The following is a 17,661-nucleotide window of genomic DNA, read 5'->3' on the forward strand; positions in this document are numbered from 1 at the left end:
GGGCGGGTGGGGGATGGCGGAGGCACAGGGGGCTCCGGGGGATCGTCCCCCGGGAGAAATGCGAAGGGGCCCGCGGGGAAGCCGCAAAGCGGCAACCACACGGACCCCAGAACCAGTAGCGGGGGCAGGATTTGAACCTGCGACCTCTGGGTTATGAGCCCAGCGAGCTACCGAACTGCTCCACCCCGCGGTGATGTCTTAACTGTATTGGGCGGGGGTGGCTTAGGCAAACCGGTTCGGGCGCGGGGCGGGTCGGCGTGACGGCGTCTACCCCATGTGGGGGTAGCGGTGGTCGGTCGACGGGACGAACGTCTCCTTGATCGAGCGCGGGGACGTCCAGCGGAGCAGGTTGAACACCGATCCGGCCTTGTCGTTGGTGCCGGAGGCGCGGGCGCCGCCGAACGGCTGCTGCCCGACGACGGCGCCGGTCGGCTTGTCGTTGATGTAGAAGTTGCCGGCGGCGAACCGGAGCGCTTCGGCGGTGCGCGCGGCGGCGGCCCGGTCGGTGGCGATGACGGCGCCGGTCAGCGCGTACGCGGCGACCGATTCCATCTGGGCGAGCATCTCGTCGTACCGGCCGTCTTCGTAAACGTGGACGCCGAGGACGGGTCCGAAGTACTCATCCGTGAAGATCTCGTTCTCGGGGTCGCCGGAGACGAGCACGGTCGGCCGGACGAAGTATCCGACGGTGTCGTCGTAGGTCCCGCCCGCGACGACCTCGACGTCCGGGTCGGCGTGGGCCCGGTCGATCGCGGCCCTGCTCTTGGCGAACGCGCGCTCGTCGATCACCGCGCCCATGAAGTTGGACAGGTCGGCGACGTCCCCCATGGTGAGCGCGTCGACCTCGGCGGCCAAGTCCTCCTTGAGCCCACCGTCCCAGATGGACCGCGGGATGTACGCCCGGGACGCGGCGGAGCATTTCTGCCCCTGGTACTCGAACGCGCCCCGCACGAGCGCGGTCTTGAGGACGGCGCGGTCCGCGGACGGGTGGGCGACGACGAAGTCCTTACCGCCGGTCTCCCCCACGATGCGCGGGTAGCCGCGGAACTTCTCGATGTTGTTCCCGACGGTCTTCCACAGGTGCCGGAACGTCGCGGTGGACCCCGTGAAGTGGATCCCGGCCAGGTCCGGGTGCTGGAGCGCCACGTCCGACACCGCGAGCCCGTCGCCGGTGACGAGGTTGATGACGCCGTCCGGCAGTCCGGCCTCCTCCAGCAGCCTCATCAGCAGGACGGCCGAGTAGGTCTGGGTGGGCGACGGCTTCCACACCACCACGTTGCCCATGAGCGCGGGCGCCGTCGGGAGGTTCCCGGCGATGGCGGTGAAGTTGAACGGGGTGATCGCGTAGACGAACCCCTCCAGCGGCCGGTGGTCGGTCCGGTTCCAGACGCCATCACTGCTGATCGGCTGCTCGGCGAGGATCCGCCGGGCGAAGTGCACGTTGAACCGCCAGAAGTCGATCAGCTCGCACGGGCTGTCGATCTCCGCCTGCTGGACGGTCTTGGACTGCCCGAGCATGGTCGCGGCCAGCAGCGTCTCCCGCCACGGCCCGGCCAGCAGGTCGGCGGCCCGCAGGAAGATCGCTGCCCGGTCGTCGAACGACAGCGCCCGCCAGGCCGGCGCGGCGGCGAGCGCCGCGGCGATGGCGTCCCGCGCGTCGTCCTGGGTGGCGGTGCCGAACGTCCCGAGGACGGACGCGTGCCGGTGCGGCTGCACGACGGCGACCTTGGCCCCGCCGCCGAGCCGCCGCTCGCCCCCGATCGTCATGGGCAGGTCGATCGGCGCCTCGGCGGTCAGTTCGGCGAGCCTGGCCTCCAGCCGGGCCCGCTCGGCGCTGCCGGGCGCATACCCGCGCACCGGCTCGTTCACCGGCGTGGGAACGTTGGTCACGGCGTCCATGAAAGGAAACCCTCCTTAGCGGGAGACGAACGAACGGAGAAAGAAGGCGAGGTTGGCGGGCCGTTCGGCGAGCCGCCGCATGAAGTACCCGTACCAGTCGGCCCCGTACGGGACGTAGACGCGCATCCGGTGGTCCCGGGCGAGCCGCCGCTGTTCGGCGGTCCGGATCCCGTAGAGCATCTGGAACTCGTATGAAGAGGGCGACCTCCCGGCCGCGAGCACCTGCGCGATCTCGATGATCCGCGGGTCGTGGCTCCCGACCATCGGGTATCCGTCCCCCCGCATCAGAACCCGCAGCGCCCGCACGTATGCGCGGTCGATCTCACGCCGGCTCTGGAAGGCCACCGAGGACGGCTCCGCGTAGGCGCCCTTCACGAGCCGCACCCGCGAGCCCTCGCCCACCAGCTCCCGCAGGTCGCCCTCGGTGCGCCGCAGCATCGCCTGGATGGCGACCCCGACCCACGGGAAGTCGCCGCGGAGCTTGCCGAGGATCTCCAGCGTGGGGTCGACGGTCGTGTGGTCCTCCATGTCCAGGGTCACGGTCATGCCGGCCCGCCCCGCCGCTGCGCAGATCTCCCGCGCATGCTCAAGAGCAAGGTCGCCCGGTAGCGCCTGCCCGAGCGCCGAGAGCTTCACCGACGCGTCCGCGCCCGCCGCGAGCCCCCGCTCCTCGAACGCCGCGATCATCCGCAGGTAGGCGTCCCGCGTGGCGACGGCCTGGGCGACATCCCGGGTGTACTCCCCCAGGTGATCGAGGGTCACGGCGAGGCCGTCCTCCGACAGCGCCCGCACCACGTCCAGCGCGGCGTCAAGGTCCTCACCCGCGACGAACCGGTCGACGACCCCCCTGGTCAGGGGCACCGAGGTAACGACATCACGCATCCGCTCGCTACGCGCCGCGGCGAGAAGCACAGAACCGAGCATGGCGGCCTCCAACGTCGAAGAACACTTCGCACGCTATGAGCAACGCCCCCAACCCCCTATAGTCAAATGCCACTTTCAGCGGCCACTATCTTCATACAGATGTAAGAAGGAACCGATGGCACCCGACCTCCAAGAGATCGTGGAACAGGCGGCCGACCTCCTGCGTGCACCCGCGACCCTGGAGGACCGCGACTTCCACCTGGTCGCCTACGCCGCCCACGGCGACACGATCGACCCCGTCCGGACGGCCTCGATCCTGCACCGCCGCGCCACCGAGGCGGTCCGCGCCCGCTTCGAGCGCCACGGCATCGCCCGCGCGACGGGCCCGGTCCGCATCCCGGCCGACACGTCCCTCGGCCAGCTCGGCCGCCTGTGCCTGCCCGCCCGCTGGAACAACGTCACCTACGGCTATCTCTGGCTCCTGGACGACGAGGAGCGCATCACCGGCGACCAGGCGGCGAAGGCCATGCCCCTCTGCGAGCGCGCCGGCCTCCTCATGGCCCGCCAGGTCCGGGAGCGCGACGACGTCGGCTACAAGGTGGCGGACCTGCTCTCCGCCCACGCCGACGTCCGCACCCAGGCGGCCGACGACCTCACCGACGCGAAGGCGGCCGACCCGCCCCTCACGGTGGCCGTCCTGCGGACCCCGAGCCCCGAGCCCCTCAACCCGTGGCTGCTCCCCCACTCGGTCCTGACCGCGGTCTGGCAGCGCGACCACGTCCTGCTCATCCCGGCCTCGACGAACACCGCGACCACCCTCACCAGGGCCCGCCGCCTCCTGGAGGAACGCCACGCCCCCGTCCAGACCGGCCTGTACTCCCCCTGCCCCACCTTGGACGACGTCCACGAGGGCTGGCTCCGCGCCCGCGTGGCGGCCCGCACCGCCGCCCCCGGCGAGACCCGCGACTGGACGACATTGGGCGTCCTCCGCCTCCTCCGAACAGCGGGCGACGAGGCCCTGACCCAGACAACCCAAACCGAAGGCACAAAACGCCTCCTAGAAAACGAGGACCTCACCAAAACGGCCCGCACCTACCTAGACCTGGCAGGCAACGTCCAGCAGACAGCCAAAGCCCTGAACGTCCACCGCCAGACCCTCTACCACCGCCTGCGCCGCATAGAAGACCTGACGAAGCTGACCCTCACCAACGGCCAAGACCGCCTGACCCTCCACCTGGCCCTGACCCTCGCCCCGCACATCGACTGATCATCGCAACGAGACAGCCGAGAACTGCGCCCGCGCCACATCTCCCGACCGCAGCAGCGGCGGCGACAGCAGCCATGCCGGCCCGCGCCGGTACAGTGCCGCCGGGCGCCCGGTGTCCACCCGCCGCTCTCCCGTCGGCTCAAGGAACCGCTCCGCCCTGGTGACCTTCCGCCGGAAGTTGCTCGGATCCAGCGCCACATCCCACACGACCTCGTACACCCTCCGAAGGTCCGCGACGGTGAACGGCTCACGGCAGAACGCCGCGGCCACGGTCGTGTACTCAAGCTGCGACCGTGCCCGCTCCAGCGCCTCCCGGAGGATCACGTCGTGGTCGAACGCGAGGCGGCCCACCTCCTGGACAGGGACCCAGCGCGCCGCCCGAGCGTCCGTCCCCGCCACGGGCACCGGCAGATCAGGCCCGAGCGCCAGATAGGCGACGGTGACCACCCGTCCCCGCGGATCTCGCTCCGGATCCCCATATGTTCGCAGCTGCTCGAGATGCAGCCGGCCCCCGTCAAGCCCGGTCTCCTCCCCCAACTCCCGCCGGGCGGCGGCGTCGAGGGTCTCACCCGCCCGGACGTACCCGCCCGGCAACGCCGGGAGCCCGAGGAACGGCTCCTTCCCCCTCTCGATCAGCAGCACCTGCAGCCGGTCATCCCGAACCGTGAAGATCACCAGATCCACGGTCACCAAGGCGTCGTCGTACGAGGCATCTCGGACAAGGCCGACGCCGCCAAGGACGACGATCACCACCGCATCGCCTCATGGCATGCAGCGATGACCGTCCAGAAGCTCCTCCCCTACCTGAGAACCGCGCCCGACTAGTCAGGACTCGGCGAGGTCTGCATGCTGCGCGCGTAGGGCGCGTTTGAGGATCTTGCCGCTGGGGTTCTTGGGCAGGGAATCAGCGATCACCACGTACTTCGGCCGCTTGTATCCGGCAAGCCGTTCCCGCACGTGCACGGAGACATCATCCACCGTCAACTCGACGCCCGCCTTGGGCACGACAACGGCGGTGACGGCCTCGATCCAGTGCGGGTGGCTGATACCGAACACGGCGACCTCCGCAACACCGTCGAGTTCGTAGATCGCCTCCTCGACCTCGCGGCTGGCGACGTTCTCGCCGCCCGTCTTGATCATGTCCTTCTTCCGGTCGACCACCGACAGGTAGCCGTCCTCGGTCATGACGCCGAGGTCGCCGGAGTGGAACCATCCGCCGCGGAACGCCTCGGCGGTCTTCTCCTCGTCCCGGTAGTACCCCAGCGCCGCGTGCGGGCTCCGGTGGACGATCTCCCCGATCTCGCCAGGCGCCACGGTGCGACCGTCGTCGTCGACGAGCCTGGTCTCGACGTTGATCGCGGCCCGCCCGGCGCTCCCCGCCCGCTCCAGTTGCTCGTGCGGGCGCAGGATGGTCGCGAGCGGCGCCATCTCCGTCTGCCCGTAGAAGTTCCACAGCCGCACATCGGGCAGCCGCCGCAGCAGCTCCCGCAGGACCTCCACCGGCATGGCGGAGGCCCCGTAGTACCCCTTCCGCAGGCTCGACAGATCCCGCCTGTCGAAGTCGGGATGCCGCAGCAGCGAGATCCAGACGGTGGGCGGGCAGAAGAGCTTGGTCACCTTCTCCCGCTCGATCGTCTCCAGCAGCACCGCGGGATCGGGTCCGGGCAGGATGATGCTGGTGGCCCCCAGGTACACGTCGACCGAGAAGAAGCAGTCGAGCTGCGCGCAGTGGTACATCGGCAGCGTGTGGACCTCGACGTCGTCCGCGGCCATCTCCCCGTCGATGACGCAGCTCACGTACTGGCTGATCAGCGACCGGCTGGACAGCATGACGCCCTTGGGCCGCGACTCGGTCCCCGACGTGTACATGAGCCGCAGCGGATCATCGTCCCCGACAAGCACGTCCGGCGCGGTCTCGGGCCCGGCTTTCCACCAGGCGTCGACGTCCTCCCACCCGGAAGCAGGAGCCGCCCCCGACAGCGGTATCCACCCGCGCACGCCACCTTCGACCCCGGCAGTGGCCAGCGCCTTCTCCGCGGTCGGGGCGAGCGCGTCCTCCGCGATGATCCCGGACGCCCCGGAGTGCTCGACGATGTAGGCGATCTCCTCGGCGTTCAGCATGAAGTTGACGGGCACGAGCACGACGCCGAGCTTGGCGGTGGCGAACGCGAACACGGCGTACTGCCAGCAGTTGTGGCTGAGCAGCGCGAGCCGATCCCCTTTCCGCAGCCCCCGCTCCGCCAACGCATGCGCGGCCCGATTCACAGCAACGTCGAACTCCGCGTAGGTAACCCGAAGGTCCCCGCTGACCACAGCAAGCTTCCCGGGATACCGCCGCGCCGTCCGATGCAGCAGATCCCCCACGGCGTGCTGCCGAGCCCAAGCGACCGAGTCGACGCCCACGATGCCCCTTCCGTCAAACCCCCAGGTGAGGGCGTTCGGGAGAGAGGTTAACCGCACCCACCACCCCCCTCACCACCCCCGAAAGGGGGGAGCGGTCACCGCCGGACGCGATAGCGGACGTGCGTGGCCTCAGGGGTATCGATCACGTGGACGATCTCCAGCTCGGCCTCCGACGTCAGGACGTCGAACAGCCGGCGCCCGCGGCCGAGCAGCACCGGGACCAGGTGGATCTGCACCTCATCCAGCACCCCGGCCTCGATGGCGCGCTGCCCCGTGTACGCGCCGCGCACCTGCACGTCCCGGTCTCCGGCGGCGGCCTTGGCCTGCGCCATCGTGCTCTCGATCCCGTCGTTCACGTACGTCACCAGCGGGTATCCCCAGCGCGCGGCCGGACCGGGCGGCCGGTGACTGGGCACGAAGATCGGAACACCCCCGTGATCGCCGCCCCAGTGATCCATCAACTCGGCGGTCCGCCGCCCGGCGACGAGCGCACCGGCCGCTTTCCACTCGTCCTGGAATGCCGCGACCGTCTCGGACCGCACATCAGCCCACGCATGCAGCCGCTGCCCGTCCTCACCCCCAAGAAAGTCATCGGAATCGGCGACGTACCCGTCCAACGACACCGACATGTCGAGCACAGACTTGGACACCCCTGCCTCCTGAGAAGCGAATCCACCCTGGCGGGAACCTCCCCAGCCGTGACTTCACCTTCAGGCCTAGCACCAAGCGCAGCCAGCAACACGAGCAAGAACGTCCGAAACCTTGGCCCCCGTGTCGTTCAACAAGGGAAGAGCGCACCAGCAGACACGCAGGGAGCAAGCCCCGCCCCCAAAAGCGGGGGTCTAGGGGCGCAGCCCCAGGGGCGGGCGGTCGGGGGATGGCGGAGGCACAGGGGGCTCCGGGGGATCGTCCCCCGGGAGAAATGCGAAGGGCCCCCTCGGGGAGCCGGCAAAGCCAGCGACCAAGGGGACCCCAGGACCCGTAGCGGGGGCAGGATTTGAACCTGCGACCTCTGGGTTATGAGCCCAGCGAGCTACCGAACTGCTCCACCCCGCGGTGATGTCTCAAGTCTATGGCATGGGGCGGGGTGGTCGGGACGGGTGCGGCTCATTTGGTGCAGGCGGGGACGGCGCCCTGGCCGGTGTTGAGGGCGTCGATGGCTTTGAGGGTGGAGTCGAGGGTGTCGGCGCGGACGAGGCGGAGGCCGTCGGGGCGGGCGTTCATGGCGTCGGCGCAGTTGTCCTTGGGGGTGAGGAAGATGGTGGCGCCGGCCTGGCGGGCGGCGATCATCTTCTGCTGGATGCCGCCGATGGGGCCGACCTGGCCTTCGGGGGTGATGGTTCCGGTGCCGGCGATGAAGGCGCCGCGGGTGAGGGGGCCTTCGGTGAGTTTGTCGACGATGGCGAGGGAGAACATGAGGCCGGCGGAGGGGCCGCCGATGTCGCCGATGCTGATGTCGATCTTGAAGGGGAACCTGTACTGGTCGGAGAGGACGATGCCGACGACGGCGCGCTTGCCGGTGGGGTCGGCGACGGTCTTGAGGGTGGCCTTCTGCTCGGTGCCGGCGCGCTTGTAGGTGACCCGGACGCTGTCGCCGATCTTGTGTTTGGCCATGGCGCCGGTGATCTGGGAGACGCTGGTGACGGCGGCGCCGTCGAGTGCGGTGATCTCGTCGCCGGGTTTGAGGACGCCGTCGGCGGGGCGTCCTTTCTGGACGCCGTCGACGACGGCGCGGGTGGTGACGGGGATGCGGAGCTGGTGGAGGGCGGCGGCTTCGGCGTTCTGCTGGGAGTCCCGCATCGCCTGGGTGTTCTCCTGGTCGACCTGCTTGGGCGACTCGTCCTTGGGGAAGATCGTCTCCTCGGGGACGATGGCGGTGTCGCCGGCGATCCAGCCGCGGAGGGCGGTGAACAGGTCGATGCGGCCGCCGGGTCCGCCGCGGTAGGTGACGGTGGTGAAGTTGAGGTTGCCTGAGACCGGGTAGGTCGGCCGGCCCTCGATCCTGATGAGGGGCTGTCCCTTGTCGTCGGTGCCGAGGGTGTTGCGCGTCGGTCCGGGCATCAGCGCGACGTAGGGGACGCGCATGACGGAGCCGATGACGGCGAGCAGGAGGACGAGCACGCTCGCGACGCTGAGCGTGGTGGCACGACGAGACATGCCGGAAACTCTATGCGGTTCGGGCGCTCAGCAGGCTCCGACCCACTCGTCGCCGCCGTCGGCGAAGGTCTGGTGCTTCCAGATGGGGACGGTGGCCTTGAGGTCGTCGATGAGGCGCCGGCAGGCGTCGAACGCTTCGCCCCGGTGGGGGCAGGACGCGGCGACGACGACGGCGATGTCGCCGATCTCCAGGTCGCCGACGCGGTGGAGGGCGGCGAGCCCGAGGACGGGGAAGTCGGCGGCGACCTTCTCCATGACGGCGCGGAGTTCGCGTTCGACGGTGGGGTGGGCGCTGTAGGCGAGGGCGGTGACGGCGCGGGCGTGGTCGGTGTCGCGGACGGTGCCGACGAACAGGGCGGTGCCGCCGGCGCCGGGGGCGCCGACGGCGGCGTAGACCTCGTCGACGGACAGCGGGGTGTCCCGGACGCCGATCAGCCTGATGACGTCTCCGCCGGTCTGCGGGGCGCTGTGGCTCACGTTCCGCAGGCTACCTCGCGGCGGGGCCGCTCCTACGAGTGCGTGCCCGGTTCGTCAGGTTCGAGGGTGCCGGCGAGGGCCTCGGCGAGGGCGGGGACGAGGTCGGGACCGGTGAGGACCTCGTCGTCGGCGTCGTGGCGGCGGAGCCGGAGGGCGGAGTGCCGGGCGCCGTCGCGCAGGACGCCGACGACCATGCGCACGTCCTCGCGTCCGGGGTGGGACGCGGCGTAGGCGGCGGCCTCGGCCTCGTCCTCGGGTATCTCGTCCTCGGCGCCGGGCGGCAGGACGACGCGTTCCATGACGAGGGCGCAGCCTTCGACGGCGTCGGGCCAGGCGATGGTGGCGAGGGCGTCCTCGACGGTGTCCCTGTCGGGGAGGGCGGGCTGTTCGAGCGCGGCGAGGGTGTCCGCGTCGGGGTTCAGGCCGAGCTGGTCGGCGAGGTCGGGTTCGGCGCGGCGCAGTTCGGTGCTGCGGACGAGGGCGTAGAGGCGGGGGGCGGTGTCCCAGCCCTCCTGAGCCGAATGACGTTCCAGGTCCAGCACGACTTCTTCCAGAAGACTCACGGGCCCATCTTTCCCCCTTCCGGGCAAGACGAATGCGGGAACCCCCGTGCCAGTCGGTAAGTTGCATCTACAGCACCGGCGGGCGGCCGGTGGGCGAGATCTCGATCGGAGGGGCCTCTTGACCTTCCGGACTCCCGGTTTCGGGCGCCGGCTCGGTTCCGGACGTACCCGGCTCGCGCTGCCGGTTCTGGTGGCGCTGGCCGTGCTGCTGGTCGTCTTCATGGTCTTCACGACCATGTACACGGATCTGCTCTGGTATCGATCGATCGGTTTCTCCTCGGTCTACACGACGCAGTTGCAGGCCAAACTCGTCCTCTTCTTCGGCGCCGGGCTGCTGATGACGGCGGTGGTGGGCGCGAACGTGCTGGTCGCGTACCGGCTGCGCCCGGCGTACCGGCCGCTGTCGGTCGAGCAGCAGGGCCTGGAGCGGTACCGGGCGGTGATCGATCCGCGGCGGCGCCTGATCTCGGGCGCGCTGCTCGGCCTGCTCGGTGTGCTGACCGGCTCGTCGGTGGCGGGCCAGTGGCCGGTGTGGCTGGCGTTCCTGAACCGCACACCGTTCGGTGTGGAGGATCCGCAGTTCCACAAGGACGTGTCGTTCTACGTCTTCACGTACCCGTTCCTGCGTCTGGTCCTCGGCGTGGTCTTCGCGACGGTGATCTTGTCGATCATCGCGGCGGTGATGGTGCACTACCTGTACGGGGGGCTGCGGCTGCAGGGGCCGGGCGACAAGGCGAGCCCGCCCGCGCGGGCGCACCTGTCGGTGCTGTTCGGCGTGTTCATCCTGCTGAAGGCGGTCGCGTACTGGTTCGACCGGTACGGGCTGGTGCATTCGGAGCGGGGCGTGGCGACGGGCGCGGCCTACACCGATGTGAACGCGCTGCTGCCGGCGAAGACGATCCTGTTCGTGATCGCGCTGCTGTGCGCGGGGATGTTCTTCAGCAACCTGCTGCGGCGCGGCATGATGCTGCCCGGCGTCGGGTTCACGCTGCTGGTCCTGTCGGCGATCCTGCTGGGCGGGGTGTACCCGCTGCTGATCGAGCAGTTCCAGGTGAAGCCCGACCAGCTGGCCAAGGAGCGCCGGTACATCGAGCGCAACATCAAGTACACCCGGATGGCCTACGGGGTGGACGGGGCGAGGGTCGTCCCGTACGGGTCGCAGCCGGTGACCGACAAGAAGAAGCTGCAGGAGGAGGCCGACAGGCTGGGCGGCGTGCGCGTCCTCGACCCGAACGTCGTGGGCGAGACGTTCCAGCAGCTGCAGCGGATCCGCCCGTTCTACCGGTTCCCCGACACGCTGGACGTGGACCGCTACCAGGTGGCCGGCAAGCCGGTCGACACGGTGGTGGCGCTGCGGGAGCTGTCCGGGGCTCCGGCGGGGCAGCGCAGCTGGGTGAAGGACCACATGGTCTACACGCACGGCTACGGGTTCGTGTCCGCCTTCGGTGACCGGTTCGCGTCCCGGGAGCCGAGCTTCATCACGCGGGACATGCCCGCGTCCCCGAACCAGCAGATCAGGGTGGCGCAGCCGGAGATCTACTTCGGGGAGCGGTCACCGCGGTACTCGGTGGTCGGCGGGCGCGGCCAGCAGGAGCTGAACTACCCGGACAACAGCCAGTCGGGGCAGCAGAGCAACACCTACGACGGGCAGGGCGGCGTTCCCATCGACTCGTTCCTGCACAAGCTGCTGTACTCGGCGAAGTTCGGGGACAAGAACCTGCTGCTGTCGGGTGCGATCAACAAGGACGCCAAGCTCCTCTACGACCGGTCGCCGCGGGAGATGGTGCAGAAGGCCGCGCCGTGGCTGACGCCGGACGGCGACCCGTACCCGGCGGTGGTGAACGGCCGCATCCTGTGGATCGTGGACGGCTACACGACGTCCAACAGCTACCCGTACTCGGAGGAGATGAGCCTCGGGGAGGCCACCCGCGACACGATCACCGACACGCGGTCGGCGGTGGCGCGGCAGGCCAACGACCACATCAACTACCTGCGGAACTCGGTGAAGGCGACGGTGGACGCCTACGACGGCACCGTCCACCTGTACCAGTGGGACGAGAACGACCCCATCACCAAGACGTGGATGAAGGTGTTCGACGGGACGGTGCAGCCGCGCTCGTCGATCCCGCCGGAGCTGGAGTCGCACTTCCGCTACCCGCAGGACCAGTTCAAGGTGCAGCGGAAGGTCCTCACGAAGTACCACGTGACGGACCCGTCGGCGTTCTACAACGGCGAGGGCTTCTGGGAGGTCCCGCAGGACCCGAGCGCCAAGGGCAAGCGGCAGCCGCCCTACTACCAGAGCATCCGGATGCCGGGGCAGGACGCGTCGTCGTTCTCGCTGACGACGGTGTTCAACCCGCGGGGCAACCCGCAGCTGGCGGCCTTCATGGCGGTCGGGTCGACGCCGGGACGCGACTACGGGCAGATCGAGATCCTGCAGATGCCGCGGAACGCGCAGCCTTCCGGGCCGGGGCAGGTGCAGAACTCCTTCGAGACGGACTCGAAGGTGAAGAACGACCTGTTCTACCTGAGACAGGGCGGGACGAAGACCGTCCCGGGCAACCTCCTGACGATCCCCTTCGGGGGGAGCCTGCTGTACGTCGAGCCGATGTACACGAAGGCGGCGGGCGGTTCCGAGCAGCAGCCGTACCCGATCCTCGGCAAGATCCTGGTGCGGTACGGGGAGAGCATCGCCGCGGCCGACACGCTGGAGGACGCGCTGAAGCAGGTCCTCGGCGGGGCGAGCACGGCGCCGTCCAACCCGACCGGGCCGCCGTCCGGGCAGCCGCCGTCCGAGCAGCTGAGCGCGGCGGCGCAGAAGGCGATCGCCGACCTGCAGAAGGCCGTGACGGACTACGAGAACGCCCAGAAGAAGGGCGACTATCCCGGCATGGGCGACGCCTGGAAGCGGATCAAGGACGCGCAGGCGGCGCTGGCGGCCGCGGGCAAGGCGGCGCCCAGCCCCTCGCCGAGCGCGACCCCGAGCCCGTCCGGTTCGCCGTCGCCGTCGGGTTCGCCGAGCGCCACGCCGCCGTCGGACTGAGCCGGTGGGCCGGGGGCCCGGCCTACCGGCGGCGCTTGCGGGCGCGCCGGATCGCGGCGGCGGCGCCGATCGCGGCGACGGTCGCGCCCGCGGCGGTCGCCATGGTGGCCTCCTTGCCGCCGACGCGGCGCCCGACGACGGCGTGCCGTCCCGCGGTCTCCTCCATCACGGCGCGGAGCGCGGCGGCGTTGTCGTACATCGGCTTCCAGCCGGCGGCCCGCAGCCGCGCGCAGTCCACGACCCACGGGTAGGCGACGTAGTGCAGGTCGGTGGCGGGGGCGGGGGTCATGCCGAGCCGGTGCAGCCGCTGCGCCATCCCGAAGGTCAGCGCGGCGGGCAGCTCGATGGGCCGCTTGCCGGTGATCTCGCTGACCTCCTCGGGGCCGAGCCAGCCCTCGCAGCCGACCGCGACCGGCCCGGCCACCTCGCCGGTGACGACGACGTCGAGGGCGGACGCGAGGTCCTCGATGTGGCAGAACTGCCAGCCGGGCGTGCTGCCCTTGACCGACAGCAGCCGGGGCGACTCGAAGTGCCGGGTGATGACGGTGTCGACGCCGGGCCCGGCGAGCGCGGCGGGGCGCACGACGGTGACGTCCAGCCCCGGGTGGGTGAGCGGCGCGGCGGCGGCCAGCTCCTCGATCTCCAGGTGGTCGCCGGCGATGGAGGTACTGGCCTCGGCGAGCAGGGGCGCGTCCTCGTCGAGCGGCACCTCGTTGTCGGGCCCGGCCCCGTACACCATCGCGGACGTGACGAGCACGACCCGGCGGACGCGGGCGGCGGCCGCGGCGGTGACGACGGTCTGCGCGCCGCGGACGTTGTGGGTGCGGCGCTCCCGGGGGTCCACGTCCGGGGAGTGCTCGATGTCGAGGTTGACGATCACGTCCACGTCGGAGAGCCGTCCCGACAGCAGCGGGTCGCGGATGTCGACGACACGCCATGTGACTCCGGGCACGTCGCCGCGGTGCCCGTCGATGGCGACGACCTTGCGGATCTCTTCCCGTTCGGCGAGCCGGGCGGCCAGCAGCCGCCCCGCGCCGGTGCCCGCGCCGGTGACGGCGACGACCGGGCCCTTGCTACGCCGAGGGCGAACCTTGCCCGTTGCCACGGAGGTGCCCCCTTCCTTGTGTACGCGACCTTGCCGGGACCGGCTAACGTTGCGGATATGAGCCCATCATGCATCCCAGGGGCAAACCGATGAGTGACACTCCGTTCGGCTTCAACCGTCCCGGCAACGGTGACGACGACGACCGGCCCCAGGATCCATTCAAGGGCATGGGCGGCGACATGGCGCAGTTCGCCGACATGCTGCACCGGTTCGCCGACATGATCGGCGCGCAGGGTGCGGGCGGCGCGGGTGGCGGCCCCCTGAACTGGGATCTGGCCAAGAACATCGCCCGGCATTCGGTGGTGGAGCAGGGCGACCCGTCGGTGGTGGACACCGAGCGCCGCCAGGTCGAGGAGGCGCTGCGCCTGGCCGAGCTGTGGCTGGACGAGCGCACGACGCTGCCGGCCGGCATCCGGACGCCGCAGGCGTGGAGCCGGTCGGAGTGGATCGAGCAGACGCTTCCCGTGTGGGCGAAGGTGTGCGACCCGATCGCGTCCCGCATGGTCGAGTCGATGGGCGGCGCGCTCGGCGGCGGCGAGATCCCCGCCGACGTGCAGGCGATGGCGGGCCCGCTGATCGGGATGGTCAAGCAGATGGCCGGGGCGATGGTCGGCGGCCAGGCCGGGCAGGCGCTCGGCGCGCTGGCCCGCGAGGTGACCGGCTCCGCCGACGTGGGGCTGCCGCTGGCGCCGGACGGCGTCGGCGCGCTGCTGCCCGCCGGCGTCGAGGCGTTCGGCGAGGGGCTGGAGGTCTCCGGCGACGAGGTGCGGCTGTACCTGGCGCTGCGCGAGGCGGCGCACCAGCGGCTGTTCACCCACGTCCCGTGGCTGCGCTCGCATCTGCTGGGCGCGGTCGAGGAGTACGCGCGCGGCATCACCGTCGACCTGTCGGGCATCGAGCAGGCCGTCCAGGGGCTCGACCTCAGCAACCCGGAGGCGATCCAGGAGGCGCTCGGCGGCGAGATCCAGCTGCAGCCGGAGGAGACGCCGCGGCAGAAGGCGGCGCTGGCGCGGCTGGAGACCACGCTCGCGCTGGTCGAGGGCTGGGTCGACACGGTCGTGAACGAGGCCGCGGAGGGCCGGCTGCCCGGGTCGGTGAAGCTGGCGGAGGCGGTGCGGCGGCGCCGTGCGACCGGCGGCCCGGCGGAGCGGACGTTCGCGACGCTGGTCGGCCTGGAGCTGCGGCCGCGGCGGCTGCGGGAGGCGGCGGCGCTGTGGCGGTCGCTGACCGAGGCGCGCGGCACCCAGGGCCGGGACGCGATCTGGGACCATCCCGACCTGCTCCCGACGGCGTCCGACCTCGACGATCCCGAGGGGTTCGTCCACGGGCACGACGAGATCGAGGGCCTGTCCGACCTCGATCTGTCCAAGCTGACCAAGGAGCCGGGCGACGACGCGAAGCCCGGGGACGCCAAGCCCGACGACGCCAAGCCCGACGACGCCAAGCCCGACGACGGCGGGCCGGATGACGGCAAGCCCGGCGACGGCGCCGAGGGCCCGGACGGCGACGGCGGGCCGCGCGCATGAGCAGGTCCCGTCCGTCGCGCGTGAGCGGCTGCCGGTACGAGCCGGGCTCGTCCACGAGCGTGATCAGGCGGCGGATCGCGCGCGCGAGCCTGTGCTGGCAGCGGCCGATCGACCAGGAGCGCCGCCGCCGCCGTCCCGACAACTCCCGCTATCCCCGCGTCGGCCGCGCATGAGGCGGGTGTCGCGGCGGGGCCGCAAGCGATCGGACGCGCGGCCGCCGGACCGGCAGCCTCCGGCCTCCGACCTGCCCGGCGACGGTTCGCCGGCCGCGGGCCCCGTCCGCCGGACTCCGGACGCGGAGCCGCCCGCGCCGGCGCCCGGCGATCGGCGGCGGAGACCGGTCGAGCCGTCCGCGGAGCCCGACGAGGGCGCCGTGCTCCGGTCCCCGGACGCGCCCGGTTCGTGGTCGCTGACGCCGGGGTTCCTGTACAGGGACGCCGTGCGGGTGCTGTCGTCCTGGCAGGCGCCGGACGACCCGCAGGAGCGGCTGCGGCTGCGGTTCCTGCGCCACCTGGAGGAGCATCCCGCGGACGGCCTGTGGCGCGAGTGCGCGGACGGGCACATCACGGCCAGCACCGCCGTCCTCGACGACTCCCGCACCCGGGTGCTGCTGACCCTGCACTCGAAGATCAGGGCGTGGCTCCAGCTCGGCGGGCACTGCGAGTCCGGCGACCTGTCGCTCGCGGGCGCGGCGCTGCGGGAGGCCACCGAGGAGTCCGGCATCCCGGGCCTGCGGCTGCTGCCCGAGCCCGTCCAGCTGGACCGGCACGAGGTGCGCTGCCATCCGCAGGGCACCTGGCACCTGGACGTCCAGTACGTCGCGGTCGCCCCGCCCGGGGCCCGGCCCGCCGTGTCGGACGAGTCGGACGATCTCCGCTGGTTCCCGGTGGACGAGCTGCCCGAGTCCGCCGACGAGGCCGTCCGGCGGCTGGTGGCCAGGGCGGTTCCGCAGAGCTGCTGAGGCGTCCGGTGCGGGCCGCCGTCAGCGGCCGAGCGGATGGCCTTCCAGGAGGGCGCGGGTGTTCTCCCACCCTTCCAGCCCGGGGTCGAGAAGCCGCAGGTCGTCGAGGGTGCGGAGGCGATGCCAGGCGGGTCCCTGCGGCACCGAGCCGGGACGGGGGGCGGCGGCGCGGAGCCGGGTGAGCGCGTCGGGGGTGTCGAGATCGACGTCCAGCAGGGCGGTGGCCAGCCATGCGGGCAGCGGGAGGCGGGCGGCGAGGGCGACCAGGCCGTGTCCGCCCGAATCGGCGCCTTCGGCGCGGCAGGCGGCGGCCGGGGCGGAGCCGAGCGCGCGGAAGAGCTTGCCGATCAGCAGCGGCGGCAGGTCGGGGGCGTCCGGCGCGACCAGCGCGGCGGCGCCGGCGCCGAGGGCGTGCAGGGCCGCGAACGCCCCGGCCGGGGAGGACTCGCGGAGGATCGGCGTGCCGGGCCAGGTGACGGCCTCGGCGTCCGGCTGGTCGGGCGGGTCCAGGACGAGGGCGGACGTCACGAGTTCGAGCCCGGCGACGACCTCGTAGGTGTCCTCCAGCAGCGCGAGCCGGAACTCCTCAGGGTCGATCCCGGGCGGCGCCGGGCGGGCCGGGGCGGGGCGGGCGAACACCGCGGCGAAACGCGCCGTGGGGCCGGGGGCCTCGGTCACCCGGCGGCCTCGTGCGGGAAGTCGTCGCCGGGGTGCAGGGCGTCGCCGTGGTGGATGCCGGTGACGTCGTCCTCGTGGCCGTCGGCTTCGAGGGGCAGGTGCGCGGCGGCGGCGACGCCCTCCAGGTAGCCGCGGGCGCGGTCGGCCTTCGGGTAGTGGCCGACCAGCTCCCAGAAGTCGGCGCCGTGCCCGGGGATGAGCAGGTGCGCCAGCTCGTGCACCAGGACGTAGTCGACGACCCAGCCGGGCATGCCGCGCAGCCGGGTGGACAGCCGGATGGTGCCGTCGTCGGGCGTGCACGATCCCCAGCGGGCGCGCTGGTTGGCGACCCAGCGGACGCTGACCGGGTCGGCGCGGCCGTCCAGGTAGCGGCGGGACAGCTCGCGGGCCCGCGCCTGAAGGTCGGCGTCGGTCGGCCGCCGGCGGCGTTCCCGCTCCTCCAGCCGGCTGAGGATGGTCGCGATCCACTGTTCCTCTTCGGCCTTGCTCAGCCTGGACGGAACCATCACCACCACCTTGTCGCCGTCACGGTAGGCGGACACGGTTCGCCTGCGTCTGGCGCTGCGGCGGACCTCAACGTTTGGGGGCACGCCAGAACCGTACTCGAAAATTTGCGTCCGCCACAGGGGGTGTTTGACGTTACCGCAGGTCAACACCTATGTTTTTGACAGTTCTTCGAGGGTTCCCTAAACCCTGCAGAGGGCTTGATCGGCATGCC

16 protein-coding genes and 2 tRNA genes are annotated in these 17,661 nt (G+C 71.4%); 5 read left to right on the forward strand and 13 right to left on the reverse strand.

The window, feature by feature from the left end:
- Positions 1 to 116: 116 nt before the first annotated feature.
- The 3 genes from ABGB11_RS20155 to ABGB11_RS20165 all read right to left on the reverse strand — a co-directional run bounded on the left by ABGB11_RS20155 (position 117) and on the right by ABGB11_RS20165 (position 2,823).
- Positions 117 to 190: transfer RNA gene (locus ABGB11_RS20155), tRNA-Met, on the reverse strand.
- Positions 191 to 267: 77 nt separating this feature from the next.
- The gene (gene pruA / locus ABGB11_RS20160; protein ID WP_347634969.1) at positions 268 to 1,899 is read right to left on the reverse strand and encodes an L-glutamate gamma-semialdehyde dehydrogenase; all 1,632 of its coding nucleotides are present in this window, start codon (positions 1,897 to 1,899) and stop codon (positions 268 to 270) included.
- A gap of 15 nt (positions 1,900 to 1,914) precedes the next feature.
- Positions 1,915 to 2,823, reverse strand: coding sequence for a proline dehydrogenase family protein (locus ABGB11_RS20165; protein ID WP_347634971.1), 909 nt, complete (start codon positions 2,821 to 2,823; stop codon positions 1,915 to 1,917).
- Positions 2,824 to 2,938: 115 nt separating this feature from the next.
- Between ABGB11_RS20165 and ABGB11_RS20170 the strand changes: the two genes are divergently transcribed.
- Positions 2,939 to 4,030 carry a helix-turn-helix domain-containing protein gene (locus ABGB11_RS20170; RefSeq protein WP_347634973.1) on the forward strand — a complete coding sequence of 364 codons (1,092 nt, stop codon included), beginning with the start codon at positions 2,939 to 2,941 and terminating at the stop codon, positions 4,028 to 4,030.
- Here ABGB11_RS20170 and ABGB11_RS20175 read toward each other — a convergent pair whose 3' ends face one another.
- The 7 genes from ABGB11_RS20175 to ABGB11_RS20205 all read right to left on the reverse strand — a co-directional run bounded on the left by ABGB11_RS20175 (position 4,031) and on the right by ABGB11_RS20205 (position 9,630).
- Positions 4,031 to 4,780: an NUDIX domain-containing protein gene (locus ABGB11_RS20175; RefSeq protein ID WP_347635412.1), complete on the reverse strand. Its 750-nt coding sequence runs from the start codon at positions 4,778 to 4,780 to the stop codon at positions 4,031 to 4,033.
- Between the two features lie 75 nt (positions 4,781 to 4,855).
- Positions 4,856 to 6,433 (reverse strand): acyl-CoA synthetase, encoded by a 1,578-nt coding sequence (locus ABGB11_RS20180; RefSeq protein WP_347634975.1) that lies wholly within the window; start codon positions 6,431 to 6,433, stop codon positions 4,856 to 4,858.
- A 95-nt stretch (positions 6,434 to 6,528) separates the two neighbouring features.
- Positions 6,529 to 7,062, reverse strand: a complete 534-nt coding sequence (locus tag ABGB11_RS20185) for a dihydrofolate reductase family protein (RefSeq protein WP_347635414.1) — start codon at positions 7,060 to 7,062, stop codon at positions 6,529 to 6,531.
- A 353-nt stretch (positions 7,063 to 7,415) separates the two neighbouring features.
- Positions 7,416 to 7,489: transfer RNA gene (locus tag ABGB11_RS20190), tRNA-Met, on the reverse strand.
- A gap of 51 nt (positions 7,490 to 7,540) precedes the next feature.
- Positions 7,541 to 8,590: a PDZ domain-containing protein gene (locus ABGB11_RS20195; RefSeq protein ID WP_347634977.1), complete on the reverse strand. Its 1,050-nt coding sequence runs from the start codon at positions 8,588 to 8,590 to the stop codon at positions 7,541 to 7,543.
- A 27-nt stretch (positions 8,591 to 8,617) separates the two neighbouring features.
- Positions 8,618 to 9,067 (reverse strand): molybdenum cofactor biosynthesis protein MoaE, encoded by a 450-nt coding sequence (locus tag ABGB11_RS20200; protein ID WP_347634979.1) that lies wholly within the window; start codon positions 9,065 to 9,067, stop codon positions 8,618 to 8,620.
- A 32-nt stretch (positions 9,068 to 9,099) separates the two neighbouring features.
- Positions 9,100 to 9,630, reverse strand: coding sequence for a PPA1309 family protein (locus ABGB11_RS20205; RefSeq protein ID WP_347634981.1), 531 nt, complete (start codon positions 9,628 to 9,630; stop codon positions 9,100 to 9,102).
- Positions 9,631 to 9,748: 118 nt separating this feature from the next.
- Here ABGB11_RS20205 and ABGB11_RS20210 point away from each other — a divergent pair, with 118 nt between their 5' ends.
- Positions 9,749 to 12,673 (forward strand): UPF0182 family protein, encoded by a 2,925-nt coding sequence (locus ABGB11_RS20210; protein ID WP_347634983.1) that lies wholly within the window; start codon positions 9,749 to 9,751, stop codon positions 12,671 to 12,673.
- Between the two features lie 22 nt (positions 12,674 to 12,695).
- Here ABGB11_RS20210 and ABGB11_RS20215 read toward each other — a convergent pair whose 3' ends face one another.
- Positions 12,696 to 13,778 (reverse strand): NAD-dependent epimerase/dehydratase family protein, encoded by a 1,083-nt coding sequence (locus ABGB11_RS20215; RefSeq protein WP_347634985.1) that lies wholly within the window; start codon positions 13,776 to 13,778, stop codon positions 12,696 to 12,698.
- A gap of 89 nt (positions 13,779 to 13,867) precedes the next feature.
- On the opposite strand from ABGB11_RS20215, the gene ABGB11_RS20220 reads away from it, so the two are divergent.
- From ABGB11_RS20220 to ABGB11_RS20230, 3 genes are all read left to right on the forward strand, one after another.
- Positions 13,868 to 15,304 carry a zinc-dependent metalloprotease gene (locus tag ABGB11_RS20220; RefSeq protein ID WP_347634987.1) on the forward strand — a complete coding sequence of 479 codons (1,437 nt, stop codon included), beginning with the start codon at positions 13,868 to 13,870 and terminating at the stop codon, positions 15,302 to 15,304.
- Positions 15,301 to 15,477, forward strand: coding sequence for a hypothetical protein (locus ABGB11_RS20225; protein WP_347634989.1), 177 nt, complete (start codon positions 15,301 to 15,303; stop codon positions 15,475 to 15,477). Before ABGB11_RS20220 ends, ABGB11_RS20225 begins: the two co-directional genes overlap by 4 nt.
- A 266-nt stretch (positions 15,478 to 15,743) precedes the next feature.
- Entirely contained in the window at positions 15,744 to 16,265 is a 522-nt protein-coding gene (locus ABGB11_RS20230) for an NUDIX hydrolase (protein WP_347635417.1), read from the forward strand.
- A 21-nt stretch (positions 16,266 to 16,286) separates the two neighbouring features.
- On the opposite strand, the gene ABGB11_RS20235 is transcribed toward ABGB11_RS20230, so the two are convergent.
- Both ABGB11_RS20235 and ABGB11_RS20240 read right to left on the reverse strand, forming a co-directional pair.
- Complete coding sequence (locus tag ABGB11_RS20235) at positions 16,287 to 16,943, reverse strand: hypothetical protein (RefSeq protein ID WP_347634991.1); 657 nt, start codon at positions 16,941 to 16,943, stop codon at positions 16,287 to 16,289.
- Complete coding sequence (locus ABGB11_RS20240; protein WP_347634993.1) at positions 16,940 to 17,485, reverse strand: M48 family metallopeptidase; 546 nt, start codon at positions 17,483 to 17,485, stop codon at positions 16,940 to 16,942. The genes ABGB11_RS20235 and ABGB11_RS20240 overlap by 4 nt, the downstream gene beginning before the upstream one ends.
- Positions 17,486 to 17,661 lie beyond the last annotated feature (176 nt).

The sequence above is a fragment of the Actinomadura sp. B10D3 genome (genome assembly GCF_039871695.1).
GTDB lineage: Bacteria > Actinomycetota > Actinomycetes > Streptosporangiales > Streptosporangiaceae > Spirillospora > Spirillospora madurae.

What these genes read in the sequence shown, in the direction of transcription:
- pruA (WP_347634969.1), bottom strand. Translation starts at nt 1,899, where the DNA reads ATGGACGCCGTGACCAACGTTCCCACGCCGGTGAACGAGCCGGTGCGC.
- ABGB11_RS20165 (WP_347634971.1), bottom strand. Translation starts at nt 2,823, where the DNA reads ATGCTCGGTTCTGTGCTTCTCGCCGCGGCGCGTAGCGAGCGGATGCGT.
- ABGB11_RS20170 (WP_347634973.1), top strand. Translation starts at nt 2,939, where the DNA reads ATGGCACCCGACCTCCAAGAGATCGTGGAACAGGCGGCCGACCTCCTG.
- ABGB11_RS20185 (WP_347635414.1), bottom strand. Translation starts at nt 7,062, where the DNA reads ATGTCGGTGTCGTTGGACGGGTACGTCGCCGATTCCGATGACTTTCTT.
- ABGB11_RS20195 (WP_347634977.1), bottom strand. Translation starts at nt 8,590, where the DNA reads ATGTCTCGTCGTGCCACCACGCTCAGCGTCGCGAGCGTGCTCGTCCTC.
- ABGB11_RS20220 (WP_347634987.1), top strand. Translation starts at nt 13,868, where the DNA reads ATGAGTGACACTCCGTTCGGCTTCAACCGTCCCGGCAACGGTGACGAC.
- ABGB11_RS20225 (WP_347634989.1), top strand. Translation starts at nt 15,301, where the DNA reads ATGAGCAGGTCCCGTCCGTCGCGCGTGAGCGGCTGCCGGTACGAGCCG.